Annotated in this window: 16 protein-coding genes; 11 read left to right on the top strand and 5 right to left on the bottom strand. The window is 60.3% G+C overall.

Annotated features, from left to right (window positions below; translation table 11 throughout):
• Positions 1 to 24: 24 nt before the first annotated feature.
• Both BKD70_RS02935 and BKD70_RS02930 read left to right on the top strand, forming a co-directional pair.
• The gene (locus BKD70_RS02935) at positions 25 to 1,518 is read left to right on the top strand and encodes an aldehyde dehydrogenase (protein ID WP_047278779.1); all 1,494 of its coding nucleotides are present in this window, start codon (positions 25 to 27) and stop codon (positions 1,516 to 1,518) included.
• Positions 1,519 to 1,660: 142 nt separating this feature from the next.
• Positions 1,661 to 2,806, top strand: a complete 1,146-nt coding sequence (locus tag BKD70_RS02930; RefSeq protein WP_047278781.1) for an MFS transporter — start codon at positions 1,661 to 1,663, stop codon at positions 2,804 to 2,806.
• On the opposite strand, the gene BKD70_RS02925 is transcribed toward BKD70_RS02930, so the two are convergent.
• On the bottom strand, positions 2,803 to 4,359 hold the full coding sequence (locus tag BKD70_RS02925; RefSeq protein WP_047278783.1) for a phospholipase D family protein: 1,557 nt from the start codon (positions 4,357 to 4,359) through the stop codon (positions 2,803 to 2,805). The two genes, BKD70_RS02930 and BKD70_RS02925, sit on opposite strands and share 4 nt — an antisense overlap.
• A 24-nt stretch (positions 4,360 to 4,383) precedes the next feature.
• Positions 4,384 to 5,808: a PLP-dependent aminotransferase family protein gene (locus BKD70_RS02920; RefSeq protein ID WP_047278785.1), complete on the bottom strand. Its 1,425-nt coding sequence runs from the start codon at positions 5,806 to 5,808 to the stop codon at positions 4,384 to 4,386.
• A gap of 181 nt (positions 5,809 to 5,989) precedes the next feature.
• Here BKD70_RS02920 and BKD70_RS02915 point away from each other — a divergent pair, with 181 nt between their 5' ends.
• On the top strand, positions 5,990 to 6,223 hold the full coding sequence (locus tag BKD70_RS02915; protein WP_047278787.1) for a DUF1127 domain-containing protein: 234 nt from the start codon (positions 5,990 to 5,992) through the stop codon (positions 6,221 to 6,223).
• A gap of 9 nt (positions 6,224 to 6,232) precedes the next feature.
• Here BKD70_RS02915 and BKD70_RS02910 read toward each other — a convergent pair whose 3' ends face one another.
• On the bottom strand, positions 6,233 to 7,534 hold the full coding sequence (locus BKD70_RS02910; protein ID WP_047278790.1) for an FAD-binding oxidoreductase: 1,302 nt from the start codon (positions 7,532 to 7,534) through the stop codon (positions 6,233 to 6,235).
• A 147-nt stretch (positions 7,535 to 7,681) separates the two neighbouring features.
• On the opposite strand from BKD70_RS02910, the gene BKD70_RS02905 reads away from it, so the two are divergent.
• A complete protein-coding gene (locus tag BKD70_RS02905; protein ID WP_047278792.1) occupies positions 7,682 to 8,035 on the top strand; it encodes a YkgJ family cysteine cluster protein in 354 nt (117 codons plus the stop codon).
• 24 nt (positions 8,036 to 8,059) lie between these two features.
• Here the strand turns inward: BKD70_RS02905 and BKD70_RS02900 are convergent, their stop codons facing one another.
• A complete protein-coding gene (locus BKD70_RS02900) occupies positions 8,060 to 8,548 on the bottom strand; it encodes an Lrp/AsnC ligand binding domain-containing protein (protein ID WP_047278794.1) in 489 nt (162 codons plus the stop codon).
• Positions 8,549 to 8,704: 156 nt separating this feature from the next.
• On the opposite strand from BKD70_RS02900, the gene dadA reads away from it, so the two are divergent.
• From dadA to BKD70_RS02865, 7 genes are all read left to right on the top strand, one after another.
• Positions 8,705 to 10,006, top strand: a complete 1,302-nt coding sequence (gene dadA / locus BKD70_RS02895) for a D-amino acid dehydrogenase (protein WP_047278796.1) — start codon at positions 8,705 to 8,707, stop codon at positions 10,004 to 10,006.
• The gene (locus BKD70_RS02890; RefSeq protein ID WP_047278798.1) at positions 9,978 to 10,331 is read left to right on the top strand and encodes a RidA family protein; all 354 of its coding nucleotides are present in this window, start codon (positions 9,978 to 9,980) and stop codon (positions 10,329 to 10,331) included. Before dadA ends, BKD70_RS02890 begins: the two co-directional genes overlap by 29 nt.
• 98 nt (positions 10,332 to 10,429) lie before the next feature.
• The gene (alr, locus tag BKD70_RS02885; protein WP_047278800.1) at positions 10,430 to 11,506 is read left to right on the top strand and encodes an alanine racemase; all 1,077 of its coding nucleotides are present in this window, start codon (positions 10,430 to 10,432) and stop codon (positions 11,504 to 11,506) included.
• A 127-nt stretch (positions 11,507 to 11,633) separates the two neighbouring features.
• Positions 11,634 to 12,182 (top strand): cupin domain-containing protein, encoded by a 549-nt coding sequence (locus BKD70_RS02880; RefSeq protein ID WP_047278802.1) that lies wholly within the window; start codon positions 11,634 to 11,636, stop codon positions 12,180 to 12,182.
• 182 nt (positions 12,183 to 12,364) lie between these two features.
• Positions 12,365 to 12,775 carry a cytochrome c5 family protein gene (locus tag BKD70_RS02875; protein ID WP_047278804.1) on the top strand — a complete coding sequence of 137 codons (411 nt, stop codon included), beginning with the start codon at positions 12,365 to 12,367 and terminating at the stop codon, positions 12,773 to 12,775.
• A gap of 299 nt (positions 12,776 to 13,074) precedes the next feature.
• Positions 13,075 to 13,821: an S-type pyocin domain-containing protein gene (locus BKD70_RS02870; protein ID WP_052892225.1), complete on the top strand. Its 747-nt coding sequence runs from the start codon at positions 13,075 to 13,077 to the stop codon at positions 13,819 to 13,821.
• Between the two features lie 110 nt (positions 13,822 to 13,931).
• On the top strand, positions 13,932 to 15,860 hold the full coding sequence (locus BKD70_RS02865; protein WP_047278808.1) for an acetyl-CoA hydrolase/transferase C-terminal domain-containing protein: 1,929 nt from the start codon (positions 13,932 to 13,934) through the stop codon (positions 15,858 to 15,860).
• A 69-nt stretch (positions 15,861 to 15,929) separates the two neighbouring features.
• Here BKD70_RS02865 and BKD70_RS02860 read toward each other — a convergent pair whose 3' ends face one another.
• On the bottom strand, positions 15,930 to 16,502 hold the full coding sequence (locus tag BKD70_RS02860; RefSeq protein ID WP_047278811.1) for a xanthine phosphoribosyltransferase: 573 nt from the start codon (positions 16,500 to 16,502) through the stop codon (positions 15,930 to 15,932).
• Positions 16,503 to 16,530: the final 28 nt, after the last annotated feature.

The following is a 16,530-nucleotide window of genomic DNA, read 5'->3' as shown; positions in this document are numbered from 1 at the left end:
TATCAATAAGAGGAGGACACTCGAATGACCACCCTGACGCGTGCTGATTGGGAACAACGGGCCCAACAGCTGAAAATCGAAGGTCGCGCCTACATCAACGGTGAATACACCGCCGCGGTCTCCAATGAAACGTTCGAGTGCCTCAGCCCGGTCGATGGCCGTTTGCTGGGCAAGGTTGCCAGCTGCGATGCCGCAGATGCAGAACGCGCCGTTGAAAACGCGCGCAAAACCTTCGACTCGGGCGTGTGGTCACGCATGGCACCGGCCAAGCGCAAAGCCACCATGATCCGTTTCGCGGGCCTGCTCAAGCAAAACGCTGAAGAACTGGCCCTGCTTGAAACCCTCGATATGGGCAAGCCGATCAGTGATTCCCTGGGCATCGACGTCCCCGGCGCCGCTAACGCGCTGAGCTGGAGCGGCGAAGCCATCGACAAGATTTACGACGAAGTGGCCGCGACTCCGCACAATCAACTGGGCCTGGTGACACGCGAACCCGTCGGCGTGGTTGCCGCCATTGTGCCGTGGAACTTCCCCCTGATGATGGCCTGCTGGAAGCTCGGCCCTGCGCTGTCCACCGGCAACTCCGTCATCCTGAAGCCGTCCGAAAAATCGCCACTGACAGCCATCCGCATTGCCGCACTAGCCGTCGAAGCGGGAATTCCGGCTGGCGTGCTCAACGTTTTACCGGGTTACGGCCACACCGTCGGCAAGGCGCTGGCGTTGCACATGGACGTCGACACCCTGGTGTTTACGGGCTCCACCAAAATCGCCAAGCAACTGATGGTGTATTCCGGCGAATCCAACATGAAGCGTGTCTGGCTCGAAGCGGGCGGTAAAAGCCCCAACATCGTGTTCGCCGACGCACCTGACCTGCAAGCGGCCGCCGAATCGGCTGCCAGCGCCATTGCCTTCAACCAGGGCGAAGTCTGCACGGCGGGCTCGCGCCTGCTGGTCGAGCGCTCGATCAAAGACACATTCCTGCCGCTGGTGATCGAAGCCCTCAAAGGCTGGAAGCCGGGCAACCCGCTGGACCCGGCCACCACCGTCGGCGCACTGGTTGATACACAGCAAATGAACACCGTGCTGTCGTACATCAAATCGGGCCATACCGAAGGCGCCAAACTGGTCGCCGGGGGTAACCAGATCCTGCAAGAGACCGGCGGGACCTACGTCGAGCCGACCATCTTCGACGGTGTCAGCAACGCGATGAAAATCGCCCAGGAAGAAATCTTCGGCCCGGTGCTGTCGGTTATTACCTTCGACACGGCGCAAGAGGCGGTGCAGATCGCCAACGACACGCCTTACGGTCTGGCAGCAGCGGTGTGGACCGCCGATATTTCCAAGGCTCACCTGACCGCCAAGGCACTGCGCGCCGGCAGCGTCTGGGTTAACCAATACGATGGCGGCGACATGACCGCACCGTTTGGTGGCTTCAAACAGTCGGGCAACGGTCGCGATAAATCGCTGCACGCGTTCGACAAATACACCGAACTGAAATCCACCTGGATCAAGCTGTAACACACCCGACCTTACCGTCGCCCCCCTGTGGGAGCGAGCGAGTCTCGCGATGACCCTGCCCAACGGCAGACCCATCGCAGACCTGCCCGCTCCCACAGTTGCTTGAACACACAGAAACCCCGTGATCCACAGGAGCACCCCCATGCGTTGGGCGACTTATTTTGCGGTGCTGGCTTCGGTCCTGAGCGTCGGGCTCGCGCTCGGCGTCAGCATGCCGCTGGTGTCGCTGCGCCTCGAAAGCTGGGGCTACGGCGGATTTGCCATCGGTGTGATGGCAGCCATGCCCGCCATTGGGGTACTGGTCGGCGCCAGCATTGCCAGCAAGCTCGCGGCACGCTTCGGCACGCCAGGGTTGATGCGTTTGTGCCTGTGGTGCGGCGCGCTGTCCATCGGGTTGTTGGCCTTGTTGCCCAGTTATCCCGTATGGCTGGTGTTGAGGCTGTTGATCGGGGTGGTGCTCACCGTGATCTTTATCCTCGGCGAGAGCTGGATCAACCAGTTGGTGACCGAGCAATGGCGAGGCCGCCTCGTGGCCTTGTACGGCTGCGCGTATGCCTTGAGTCAACTGTCCGGGCCTTTGCTTCTGGGGGTGGTGGGGTCTGAAAACGATTACGGCTTCTGGATCGGCGTCGCGTTGCTGACACTCTCGCCGCTGCTGCTGATGGGCCGCGATGGCGCCCCCGTGACGCAATCCTGCAGCGTGACCTTCAACGATCTACTCGGTTTTTGTCGCGGCTTGCCGGCCATCGCGTGGGCTGTCGCGCTGTTTGCAGCCTTTGAGGCGATGATTCTGACGCTGTTGCCGGTGTATTGCCTGCGCCAAGGCTTCACCACCGACATCGCGCTGGCGATGGTCAGTACCGTGGTGGTCGGAGATGCCTTGCTGCAACTGCCCATTGGTGCGCTGGCCGACAAACTGTCGCGCCGCTCCTTGTTCACGGCATGCGCCGCCGTGCTGATGCTGTCCAGCCTCGCCGTGCCGCTCCTGATCGATACGCTGTTGATCTGGCCGGTGTGGGTGATGTTCGGCGCCAGTGCCGGGGGGTTGTTCACGTTGTCGCTGATCCTGATCGGCGAGCGTTACCGCGACGATGCGCTGGTGCGCGCCAATGCCCACGTGGCCCAGCTGTGGGGCATCGGCTGCCTGATCGGCCCGCTGGCGGCAGGGGCGGGCAGCCAATGGGTCAGTGGCCATGCGCTGCCTTTGTTCATGGCGGCCGGGGCGTTCGGGCTGGTGATTCTGGTGTTGCGCCAGGGCGCGTTTGGCGCCGAACAGTCGGCCGCCTAGAGCATCTTCTCCAGGCCGACACGCTTGCTGAACCACGCATTAAGCTGGCGCCACCAATTGCCCGGCTCACGCTTCAGGGTGTGCAATTGCCCGTTGTCTTCGGTCTGCCAGACGATGTTTCCGTCCTCCAGCACCGGCTGATAACTCAAGGCGGGCGACATCCCCTGCAACGCCAACTTACGGGCCTGTGCCGCCAATTCAGGGCTGTCGACCAACACACCCACTTCGGTATTCCACAGCCCGGAACGGGGGTCGAAGTTGAATGAGCCAATAAAGGATTTTTGCTGATCGAAAATCATCGCCTTGCTGTGCAGGCTCGAATCGGAACTCAGGCTGGTCTTGAACAGATGCGGGCCGCTGCCGCCTGTACTGCCCGGCTGGCGACGCAACTCGTACAGTTTGACCCCATGCTCCAGCAGCGCTTTGCGATACGGCGCATAGCCGCCATGCACCGCAGGGACGTCAGTGGCTTCCAGCGAGTTGGTCAATAAACGTACATCGACCCCGGCGTCGGAGCGGCCGGTCAGGTACACCAGCCCGGTCTCGCCCGGCACAAAGTAGGCAGAAATCAAAATCAGCTCTTGCCCCACGCCCGCCAGATCCGGCGCCAACTGTGTTGTCAGCAACAAATGCGGGTCGGGCTCACCCTTGGCCAACACCTTGCTCGGGGCATCCCACAAGGCCTGGTTCCAGGCCCAGATCAACTCTTTGCGCCAGACCGCCAGCTGCGGGTTGGTTTCATACGACGCCAACTGCTCATAGAGCGCCGGGTTGCGCCGTTGCGCCTGGCTGAGTGACGCCTCCAGCTCTTTTCGGGCCTTGGACAGCTCGCGCCGGGACAGGCGCGACGAGACAAAATCCCCGATGGGCTGGCTTAACGCGCTGTTCCAGTACTGATCGAAACTGTGCCCGAGCTGTTCAGCGACCGGCCCGACGCTCAACAAATCAATGTCGGTGAAGTTCAGGTCGGGCTGGGCGTCGAAGTACTCATCGCCCAGATTGCGCCCGCCCACAATGGCCACGCTGTTATCGGCCAACCACAGCTTGTTGTGCATGCGCCGGTGCTGACGCGACAGGTTGAACAGCCGCCCCATGGCTCGCGTCACGCCGGTGCTGCGCCCAAGCTGCAAGGGATTGAACAGCCGGATTTGCACATTAGGGTGCGCCGCGAGCGTCGCCAGCAGTTCGTCGAGCCCGTCGCTGGCCGTGTCATCTAGCAGAATCCGCACCCGCACGCCGCGATCGGCGGCCTTCAACAACTCATCGACCAGCATCCGCGTACTCAAACCGTCATGCACGATGTAGTACTGCAAGTCGAGGCTGGTGTGCGCGTTGCGAATCAACTCGGCCCGCGCGCGAAAGGCTTCGCCGCTGTTGGGAAGCAGGCGAAACCCCGAACGCCCCTGATAGGGCGCTGCCTGTTGTTCAATGGAACGCCCGAAGGAGGATTTCGCCGCCGGGATGGCCTGACTCGGCCCGCGGGGCACGTCCAACGTGGCGCAGCCTCCCAGCAAGACGCTCAGCAAAACTGCGCACAGTGATTTCAACGGCAAGACCTCAATCCAATCATCGCAAGGTTAAAAGGGGTGTTCTGACAACAACTGGCTGACTGCCATGCCGACCTTGCGTACAGCGTCTTCGATCTGGGACGTAGGCTTGGCTGCGTAGTTCATTCGTAAACAGTTCCGGTACTTGCCCGAAGCCGAAAAGATGCTGCCCACTGCGATCTGAACGCCTTGCTCCAACAACACGCGATTAAGCCGCAAGGTGTCGAATGCCTCTGGCAGTTCGAGCCACAACATAAAGCTGCCTTGCGGCCGACTGGCACGAGTGCCCGGCGGAAAATAACGGCTCACCCAACCCAGCATCAGGTCGCGATTACGCTGGTATTGCGCGCGCATCTTGCGCAAATGTGGCTCAAAATGTCCATTTTTCAAGAAATCGGCAATCGCCAGTTGCGGCTGCGGCGCCGTGGACCCGGTGCTGATGTATTTCATGTGCAGCACCCGTTCCAGATAGCGGCCGGGCGCGACCCAACCAATGCGCAAGCCCGGTGCCAACGTCTTTGAAAAAGAGCTGCAAAGCAGGACGCGTCCTTCGTCATCGAAGGATTTAATCGTGCGCGGGCGAGGGTAGGTGTAGGCCAGTTCGCCGTAAACATCGTCCTCAATGATCGCCACATCGAAGCGCTGTGCCAATGCCACCAAAGCCCGCTTGCGGGGCTCGGGCATGATGTACCCCAAGGGGTTATTGCAACTGGGGGTAACCTGAATGGCCTTGATGGGCCACTGTTCCAGCGCCAGCTCAAGCGCCTCCAGGCTGATACCAGTCAAGGGGTCGGTGGGAATCTCCAGCGCTTTCATGCCCAACCCCTTGAGGGTCTGCATGGCGCCATGAAAGCTCGGCGAATCCACGGCCACAATATCCCCCGGCTCGCACACGGCGCGAATACTGCACGACAGCGCCTCATGACAGCCCGTGGTGATCACCAGTTCGTCAGGCCCTAACTGGCAGCCAGAGTCGAGCAGCAAACGCGCCAATTGCTCACGCAAGCTCAGCACGCCATACACCGTGTCGTAATACAGGCCGGGCAAGTCCTGATGGCGACTCAGTTGCGCCAGGCTACGCAGCAACGGCTTGATGGTCGGCGTGGTGACGTCAGGCATGCCGCGGCCCAACTGAATCACGTCCTTGCGCGGCACCGAGCGGACCAGCTCCAGGACTTGCTCCCACTGGGAAATTTCCACCGGCCTTTGGGCGGGCTTGCCCATCCCCGGCAACGCAGGCAGCTCACGCTCCATCGGCACGAAATACCCGGATTTTGGCCGCGGCGAGGCCAGTCCGTTGTCTTCCAGCAACCTGTAGGCCTGCTGGACGGTACTCAAGCTGACCCCATGCTCGGCGCTCAGTGCGCGCACTGACGGCAGGCGGTCGCCCGGTCGATAAAAGCCCTGCTCAATCCGCGTACCGATCAGGTCAGCGAGGTTGACGTAAAGGGTCATGACAGTACTCCCGGCAAGGGTTCGAACGTTAAAAACCAGTACAGATGCTGCCCATTTAAGGAATTCAGCGGCACAAAGCCGCATCTGTATGCACGCAAAAACAGTTCGGTGAATCTGTCATGGTTTCGCGATCAGGGCCATCCTTTTGACTCGTAGCCACCGAGGCAAAAGGAACCTGAAGATGAATGGTTTGAGCGATGTACGTCTGACACTGCACGGCCCGCAACTGCTAGAGGAGCGGGAGGTTTATCAACGGCCCAGCTCCCCGGCCGGTCTCAGTCGCTGGGGCCTGTTCTGGCACCGCTCACGCACCCGTCGCGTATTGCTGTCGATGGACGATCAGCAATTGCGCGACATAGGGCTGAGCCGCACCATGGCGCAACACGAAGGTTGCAAGCCGTTCTGGCGCTCGTAACGCCGAGGTTTAACGCAGCTCTTTGAGACGGTGCCACAGCATCCCGAGTGCGAGCAGGGGAGAACGCAAGTATTTGCCACCCGGGAAGGTGATGTGCGGCACCTTGGCGAACAGGTCGAAGCCATCGCTGTGTTGTCCGCTGATGGCTTCGGCCAGCAGCTTGCCCGCCAAATGCGTGGCGTTCACGCCATGCCCGGAATACGCCTGAGCAAAGTACACGTTCGGCTGATCTGGCAAGCGGCCGATCTGCGGCAAACGGTTCGCGCCAATCCCAATCATGCCGCCCCACTGGTAATCGATGCGGACGTCTTTTAGATGCGGGAACACCTCCAGCATTTTCGGGCGCATGTAAGCCGCGATGTCCTGTGGGTCGCGTCCTGAATAGTGGCAGGCACCGCCAAACAGCAGGCGTCGGTCGGCGGACAGACGGTAGTAGTCCAGGGCCACGCGCTGATCGCAGACCGCCATGTTCTGCGGCAACAACGCGTGGGCCTGCGCTTCGCTCAGCGGCTCGGTGGCAATGATGTAACTGCCTGCGGGCAGCACCTTGCCGCTCAATTGTGGGTTGAGGTCTTTCAGGTAAGCGTTGCAGCCCAACACCAGGCTCTTGGCACGCACGGTCCCCCGGGCTGTGTGGACCCGCACTTCAGGGCCGTAATCAATGCGCGTCACCGCTGAATGCTCAAACAGCTGTACACCTGATTGCACGGCGGCGGCCGCTTCACCCAAAGCCAGATTGAGCGGGTGCAGGTGGCCAGACCCCATGTCAATCAACCCACCCACATAACGGTCAGACCCGACCACGCTGCGCACTTCATGGGCTTGCAGCAGACGGGTTTCATGGCGATAACCCAGCGCGCGCAACGCTTCAGCCTCTTCGGCAAAACCTTCAAGGTCGCGCGGCTTATTGGCGAGGTCGCAGTACCCCCAGGTCAGGTCGCAAGCGATATTGAACCGCTCCACGCGCTGGCGAACGATTTCCACCGCCTCAAGCCCCATCAGCTTCATCTGGCGCACGCCGTCTTTGCCGATGATGCCTTCAAACTGCTCAAGGCCATGGCCTACGCCGCGAATCAACTGCCCGCCGTTGCGACCACTGGCGCCCCAGCCGATCTTGTGCGCTTCGAGCACGATCACGCTCATGCCGCGCTCAGCCAGCTCCAGCGCCGTGTTCAGCCCCGAAAAGCCCCCGCCCACCACGCACACATCCGCCACATACTCACCTTGCAGCACCGGATGGTCGGGCTGCGGCAAGCTGCTGGCGGCGTAATAAGAAGCGGTGTGCTGGCTGCGCTGAACAGGGGCGTTCATGTGCGGGATCCTGATTATTTGTGTTTGGAAAATTTGACGGAGCATAAGCCGTGCCCTTCCCGTGGGGCAAGAACAGCTGGACGGCGCTGTCTAGGGCAGGGGTTTTCAGGCAGACTCTGTGGCCTTTTCAACATCGGTACGCGCTGAATGAGCTGTAACAGTCACAAAATCCGCTTTCTCAGGCAGCAAATCCCGTCGTTCGAATGCGTACCGGGTTGCCACGACTGCTGCGGGCCCGTGACCACCTCGTCCGAAGAAATGGCGCGTCTGCCGCGCAAAACAGCAGCCGAACAGGCGGCGGCCATGGACGAGCTCAATTGCGTACACCTGGGGCCGAACGGTTGCACGGTGTATGAAGAGCGTCCGTTGATCTGCCGCCTGTTCGGCACCACCCCGACATTGCCGTGCCCCAATGGCCGACGCCCTGTGGAGATGATTCATCCGAGCGCCGAAAAGCTGGTGCACGAATACATCGCCACCACCCGGCAAGTGCTGGTCTGAACGCTCGCGGCAGCACCCTCAGGTTCAATCCGGGATCGGCAGGTTCAGGCTTTCTTTGACTTCTTCCATCACGATGTAACTTTTGGATTCGCGCACGTGGGGCAGTTTCAACAGAATGTCCCCCAGCAACTTGCGATAAGACGCCATCTCGCTGATGCGCGCTTTCACCAGATAGTCAAAATCCCCTGACACCAGATGGCACTCCAGCACATGGGGAAGTTTCAGCACGGCACGTCGGAACTCATCAAAGGTGTCGCCTGACTTGTAGTCGAGGCTGATCTCAACGAACACCAGCAAACTGCCCTGCAAATGCTGCGGGTTGAGCCGGGCGTTGTAACCCATGATGATCCCTTCGCGCTCCAGCCTGCGCACCCGCTCGGTACAGGGCGTGGTCGACAGCCCGACCTTCTCCCCCAGTTCAGTAAACGAGATGCGGCCGTCGGCCTGCAAAATGCGCAAAATATTGCGATCGATCTTGTCCAGTTCACGCTTTGTTTGGTGATTTGTGCGCATAGGAGAATCTCCTTTGTCAAAAGCGTTTAAGCCGAGAATTGTCGCCAAATATAGCCATTTATACAGTGAATTCCACTAGCCAATGGTTCATATACTGCGCCCATCTTCGCTTTGAACAATAAACGTCTGCGGCTGGCCGCGATGAGGGATATAAATATGCGAGTTATGGTATTGGGTGGCGGCGTCATTGGTACTGCCAGCGCCTATTATCTGGCCCGAGCCGGCTTTGAAGTGGTCGTGGTCGACCGTCAGCCCGCCGTTGCAATGGAAACCAGCTTTGCCAACGCAGGCCAGGTTTCACCCGGCTATGCCTCACCATGGGCTGCACCGGGCGTGCCGCTCAAAGCCATGAAATGGCTGCTCGAACGCCACGCGCCTTTGGCCATCAAGGCCACCGCCAATATCGATCAATACCTGTGGATGGCGCAGATGCTGCGCAACTGCACCGCCAGCCGTTATGCCGTGAACAAAGAGCGCATGGTGCGTCTGTCTGAGTACAGCCGCGACTGCCTGGATGAACTGCGCGCCGAAACCGGCATTGCCTACGAGGCTCGCAACCTGGGTACGACTCAACTGTTCCGCACCCAGGCGCAGCTCGATGGCGCCGCCAAAGACATCGCCGTCCTCAAAGAATCAGGCGTTCCTTACGAACTGCTCGACCGCGACGGCATTGCCCGCGTCGAACCTGCACTGGCCAGCGTCACTGACATTCTGGCCGGGGCTTTGCGCTTGCCGAATGACCAGACGGGCGACTGTCAGATGTTCACCACCCGCCTGGCAGAAATGGCGAAGAACCTGGGCGTGGAATTCCGCTTCGGCCAGGACATTCAGCGTCTGGACTACGCGGGCGACCGCATCAACGGCGTGATGATCGACGGCAAGCTCGAAACGGCCGACCGTTACGTGCTGGCGCTGGGCAGCTACTCGCCACAACTGCTCAAGCCGCTGGGCATCAAGGCCCCGGTTTACCCGCTCAAGGGTTACTCGTTGACCATTCCGATCACCCACCCGGACATGGCCCCGACCTCGACGATTCTCGACGAGACCTACAAGGTTGCGATCACCCGTTTCGACAACCGTATTCGCGTCGGCGGCATGGCCGAGATTGCCGGTTTTGACCTCTCGCTTAATCCGCGTCGGCGCGAAACCCTGGAGATGATCGTCAACGACCTTTATCCTCGCGGCGGTGACTTGAGCCAGGCCAGTTTCTGGACCGGCTTGCGTCCTACCACGCCAGACGGCACGCCGATTGTCGGCGCGACCCCGTTCAAGAACCTGTTCCTGAACACCGGCCACGGCACACTCGGCTGGACCATGGCGTGCGGCTCCGGTCGTTACCTGGCTGATGTGATGGCCAAGAAAACGCCACAAATCAGCACCGAAGGCCTCGATATTTCGCGTTACGGCAACCACCAGGAGACTGCTAAACATGGCAATCCAGCGCCAGCTCACCAATGACCGCATGAGCCAGATCGTCGTCCACAACGGGACGGTGTACCTGTCCGGTCAAGTCGGCGATGACATGAATGCGGGTGTCGAGCAGCAAACCCGTGAAACGCTGGTTAACATCGAGCGCCTGCTGGATTTGGCAGGCACCGACAAGCATCACATCCTGTCGGTGACCATCTACCTCAAGGACATCGATGCTGATTTTGCCGGCATGAACCGTGTGTGGGACCAATGGCTGCCCAAAGGTGTGCAACCGGCCCGTGCCACCGTTGAAGCCAAGCTGTGCGAACCCGAAATTCTGGTTGAGCTGTCAGTGATTGCAGCTCTGCCTTAACTGTTCTGCTCCTTGTAACAGTCCCTCTTGCGGCGCAGCTCGCAGTTAACGCTGCGGGTAGCGCCGTTTTTTTATTCATTAGCCGTTAGAAGCCCGCCATGCGCCCAGCCCGTGCCCTGATCGACCTTCAAGCCCTGCGTCATAACTACCAATTGGCCCGCGAAGTGACGGGGGCCAAAGCCCTCGCCGTGATCAAGGCCGATGCCTACGGCCATGGCGCCGTACGCTGCGCCCAGGCGCTGGAGGGCGAGGCGGATGGCTTCGCTGTCGCCTGCATTGAAGAAGCCCTGGAGCTGCGCGAGGCGGGCATCCGTGCCCCGATCCTGCTGCTGGAGGGTTTTTTCACCGCCCAGGATGAACTGCCGCTGATCGTCGAGCACGACCTGTGGTGCGTGGTGCACTCGCTGTGGCAACTCGATGACATCCTCGCCAGCACGCTCGCCAGACCGATTCACGTCTGGCTCAAGCTTGACACCGGTATGCACCGCGTCGGGCTGCATCCGGCGGACTTTCAGACGGCTTACCAACGCCTGCTCGCCAGCCCCAACGTTGCGAAGGTGGTGTTGATGAGCCACTTCTCGCGCGCAGACGAACTGGGATGCGGCCGCAGCGAAGAACAGGTGGCGGTGTTCGAAGCGGCCCGCGCTCAATTGAACGCTGAAGTGAGCCTGCGCAATTCGCCCGCGGTGCTTGGCTGGCCGAGTGTGCCCAGCGACTGGGTACGCCCTGGCCTGATGCTGTATGGAAGCACCCCGTTTGAAGAAGCCCATGCGCTGGCTGAACGTTTGCAGCCGGTGATGACACTGGAGTCCAAGGTCATTTGCGTGCGTGAATTGCCTGCCGGCGAACCGGTGGGCTATGGCGCCCGCTTCATCACCGACCGCCCCATGCGCATTGGCGTTGTGGCCATGGGCTACGCCGACGGTTATCCACGCCACGCCCCCACGGGCACGCCGGTTTGGGTGGGCGGGCAACGCAGCCAATTGCTGGGGCGCGTGTCGATGGACATGCTGTGCATCGACCTGACGGATGTGCCAGAGGCGGGTCTGGGGTCTACCGTTGAACTGTGGGGTAAACACATCCTTGCCAGTGAAGTGGCAGCACATGCTGAAACCATTCCTTACCAGATTTTTTGCAACCTCAAACGCGTGCCACGCCTCTATTCCGGGAGCTGATGGCAGACCGTCCAAATAAGGAGCCAAACGGTTGCGCAGGTTTGAAGTCGAAGTGTTGTAAATACTGAACGCTATCGCCATGATGGCGCCCATTCGACCTAAATCTGAACCCCAGGAGGCTCCCGCATTGGACGTCGGTGAACGACTGCAATCCATCCGCAAACTGAAAGGGCTATCTCAGCGTGAACTCGCCAAACGGGCGGGCGTCACCAATAGCACCATTTCAATGATCGAAAAGAACAGTGTCAGCCCTTCGATCAGTTCGTTGAGAAAAGTGCTGAGCGGCATCCCGATGTCGATGGTCGAGTTCTTTTCCGAAGAAATCCTTCAAGAAACACCGACTCAGATTGTCTATAAAGCCAATGAGCTGATCGACATTTCCGACGGTGCCGTGACCATGAAACTGGTCGGTCGCGCGCACCCCAGCCGGGCCATTGCCTTCCTGAACGAAATTTACCCACCGGGCGCCGACACCGGCGACGAAATGCTGACCCACGACGGTGAAGAAACCGGCATTTTGCTCGAAGGTCGTCTTGAATTGACCGTAGGTCTTGAGACGTTCGTGCTGGAGGCGGGTGACAGCTACTATTTCGAGAGTTCGAAGCCGCATCGTTTTCGTAATCCGTTCGACGTCGCAGCGCGACTAATCAGCGCAGCGACCCCGGCGAACTTCTAATAAAAGAGGCGCCCTGCAGGCCCTGCAGAGGCGGCCCACGTTGCATTTCGCCACTTATAAGACCCCTTCTACTTTAGGGTTGTTTCAGAGTGGCGGGCTAACCGTTATACTTTCGCCCGCCCGCGAAACCGTGGTTGTGGGCGTGACTAGCCACCATTGAGGGTGAACGCGTGAACCTAATTATGAAAATGCTGGCCGTACCAGCAGCAGTAGTGGCCCTTTGGGCAGTCAACGCTCAAGCAACGACGAACGATGACATCGCAAAACGTCTTGAGCCTGTGGGTAAAGTGTGTATTGAAGGCCAAGAATGCAAAGGAATGGAAGTTGCAGCCTCGGTCGGCGGCGGCGGTATGTCGGCAGACGACATCATCGCCAAGCATTGCAACGCGTGCCATGGCACAGGCCTGTTGGGCGCACCGAAAATCGGTGACACCGCCGCCTGGAAAGAACGCGCAGATCACCAGGGCGGCCTTGACGGCATCCTGGCCAAGGCCATCACCGGGATCAACGCCATGCCGCCCAAAGGCACGTGCACAAGTTGCTCCGATGAAGACCTCAAAGGCGCCATCGAGAAGATGTCCGGTTTGAAATAAACCGATCTCCTGCAAAAAAGCCGCTGATGGGCGGCTTTTTTGTGCCTGCCGTTTCACCCCCGCCCACGGCCCTTACGCCGCGCAGCCGAAAGACAAAGTTACAAACCGTTCAGAAAATTCAGAATTCTCCTACGTGTCCCGTACCGGCATGTCGCTAGCATCACCACACACCCATCCAGCGACTCATGCCTGTGTACGAAACGTGTGTGGCCTCATCTCATTCCCCTTGCCCCTGTCGCGCCTGCACCCGGCAGCGCAAGGCCGTCCCGGCGTTCAATGCACCTGCAAGCCCGCCAGGGATGGCACGTGGCAGCGTGTTCGCCAAGTCGTGTGCGCTGCCAGACGGGCTGATGGACTTCAGCAATTACAACGAGTTCGTCCCCGTGGAGGCACTGACCCAGTACGGCGAATTTGCCGTGCTGGGCACCGACACCCACATTGCCGGTGACCATACGGATTTGCACTGGATTGGCGGCTCTCTCAGCGCCAGGCTGTTCGCCGCCCGCCTGCAGGGCAGCCTGGCCGTGAAGGCCCCACCGCGAAGTCGGGTCGTCGTCACCGTGCTGATGCCCAGCACCAATTCGGGCGACAGCGCGTTCTACCGTCACGAGCAATATGGCCAACTCACGGAAGGCAACACGCGTGTGAGGTTGACCGTCAAACATCTGCACGACGGCGCCATCAGCGCCTACGGTTTTTATACCGGCACCAAAAGAGAATGGCAGCGAGTCCCCGTCATCGCCGCACACGCGCACGCTGAACAACGGGTCGCCCGCGTGGGCAACGGCCTTGAAATAAGCTGGAAACCCGCACCCGACCCGTCGGCCATCGCCCCCCTTGCGCCCCTCGAAGGGGCATCCCTCAAACCGGCCGCCTGGGTGTTCCCGCCCTCCGATCAGGCCGACACGATGCTGGTCAACCCCGTCTACCCGCCTGACTATCAAGACGCCATTGTGTGGTTTCCCGGCCTTGCCCACCGAGCGCCTGTGTATGTTTCGATCAACGTGCGCTTGCCGGAAACCGGCGAAATCCACAGCGTGGGTTAAACACGCTGTTCCTGTTCCGGGCAGGCCGGTCGGGGTTAGTCTTGGTCAGTGCAACCAACACCCGTCACTCTCAGTCACATCTCTACACATGGATGGTTTTGGAGGATCAGATGGTGCAGTCCTGTTCAATCGAGCGCGCAGTCGATGACGTATTGGCGCGGCTTCCCTCGCATATTCACCTGGGTTTACCGCTGGGTCTGGGCAAGGCCAATCGCTTCGTCAACGCGCTCTACCAACGCATCAGGCAACTGCCCGAACGCCGACTGACGATTTACACCGCCCTCAGCCTTGGCCGCCCGCCCCTGGGCGAAGGGCTGCAAAGGCAGTTTCTCGAACCGTTCATCGAGCGGGTGTTTGGCGACTACATTGAGCTGGACTACCTCGCAGACCTGCACCGCAACAGCCTCCCGGACAACATCCACGTCGAGCAATTCTTCATGCAGCCGGGCAGCCTGCTCAACAGCCCGTCGGCCCAACAAGACTACGTCAGCAGCAATTACAGCCACGCCGCCCGCGACATCAATGCCAATGGCTTGAATCTGGTCGCGCAACTCATCGCCCGTGATCCGCAGGATGCCAATCGCCTGAGCCTGAGCTGCAACCCCGACATCACCCTGGATCTGCTGCCGATGATCGCCAAGCGTCGGGCCGCGGGCGAGACCATCCTGATGCTGGGCCACGTCCACAGCGACCTGCCGTTCATGCCCGGCGACGCCGAAATGACAGCCGACGATTTTGACCTGCTCATCGAGGAGGATGAGCGCACCACGCTGTTCTCCACACCCAATATGCCGGTGAGCCTGCAAGACCACTTTATCGGCCTGCACGCCAGCACCCTGGTGCGCGATGGCGGCACCTTGCAGATCGGGATCGGTGCCATGGGGGATGCGCTGGTGGCGGCATTACTGGCACGTCAGGCCGACAACGCAGGCTATCGCGCCTTGCTCGACGACCTGGACATCAGCCCCTGGCACCCCCTGATTGAGGCAGAAGGCGGCATCGTGCCCTTCGCCCAAGGCTTGTACGGTTGCAGTGAAATGTTTGTCCACGGGCTCATGGTGTTGGTGGACGCGGGCATCGTGCGGCGCAAGGTGTACCCGGACGCCGAACGTCAGGCGCTCGCCAACGCGGGCATGCTTGACGAGAGCCTGCACACTGACGGGGTGTGCGTACATGGCGGCTTCATCCTCGGCCCGGCCAGTTTTTACCAACGCCTGCGGGAGGTGCCTCACAGCAAACGCAGCGAATTCAACATGACCGCCATCAGCTTTATCAACGAGCTGTACGGCCAGGAAGCATTGAAACGCCTGCAACGCCGCAACGCGCGCTTTGTGAACAGCGCGTTCACCATGACCCTGCTTGGCGCCGGGGTGGCCGATCAACTGCAAGACGGCCGCGTACTCAGCGGCGTGGGCGGGCAATACAACTTTGTCGCGCAGGCGCACGCCCTGCATGACGCGCGCTCGGTCATCATCCTGCGCAGCTGGCGTGAGTCGGGCGGGGAGGTGAGTTCCAACATCGTCTGGGAATATGGCCACTGCACCATCCCGCGCCACCTGCGCGACATCGTGATCACCGAATACGGCATCGCTGATTTGCGCGGCAAGACAGACCGCAAGGTCATCGAAGCCTTGCTCAACATCACGGACTCACGCTTTCAGACCGCGCTCATCGAGCAGGCTCAGCACATCGGCAAGCTGCCCAAAGACTTTTGCCTGGATCCGCGCTTTGCCAACAACAGCCCGGAGCGCTTGCACGCCATCGCCGCGCGCCATCCGCACCTGTTCCCGGAGTACCCGCTGGGCTGTGATTTCAGCGCGCAGGAGCAAGACCTGCTGCGAGCCCTGAACTGGCTCAAGAGCAAATTCAAACTCACGCAGATCTATGAACTGGGCAAGGCCACGCTGGACGCACCCGCGCCCCATGCCTTCCCGGAGCACCTGGCGCGCATGCAACTGGCAAAGCCCACTGGCCTGCGCGAAGAGTTGTATCAGCGCTTGCTGCTGGCGGGTTTACAGGCAACCGCCAAGCCGCACTGAAACACAGGCACGCACGTGCTTTAACCGTTGGCGGCGCACGGCGTGGCCAGCGGTTAAAGAGGCAACGCCTTACTCGATAAAGGTCACTTTGCCGTCGGCCAGGGACTTGACCCGAGCCAGCGACTCAACGCGATAACCCTGAGCGTCCAGTTCGGCACGGCCGCCCTGAAACGACTTCTCGATCACGATGCCAAGGCCTGCAACCGTGGCGCCCGCTTGCTTGATGATCGAAATCAGTGCCTGCGAAGCCTTGCCGTTGGCCAGGAAGTCATCGATGACCAGCACGCGGTCGGTGCTTTTCAGGTGACGCGGCGAGATCGCAACGGTGCTTTCGGTCTGCTTGGTGAACGAGTAAACGGTCGCCGTCAGCAGGTTCTCAGTCAGGGTCAGCGACTGGTGCTTGCGGGCAAAAATCACCGGCACGCCCAGGTTCAAACCCGTCATCACCGCAGGCGCAATGCCCGACGCTTCGATGGTGACGATCTTGGTGATGCCCGCATCTTTGAACAAACGCGCGAACTCGTCGCCGATCTCTTTCATCAATTGCGGATCGATCTGATGGTTCAAAAAGGCGTCGACCTTCAAAACCTGATCGGAAAGCACGATGCCTTCTTCGCGAATTTTCTTGTGCAGTGCTTCCAACGTAACGTCCTCAAATAGCGCTTATGCG

The sequence above is a fragment of the Pseudomonas sp. BS-2016 genome (genome assembly GCF_001806145.1).
In the GTDB taxonomy this organism is placed as follows: Bacteria; Pseudomonadota; Gammaproteobacteria; order Pseudomonadales; family Pseudomonadaceae; genus Aquipseudomonas; species Aquipseudomonas lundensis.
The sequence above is the reverse complement of the archived record's forward strand: the minus strand, read 5'-3'. Positions and strand labels throughout refer to the sequence as shown.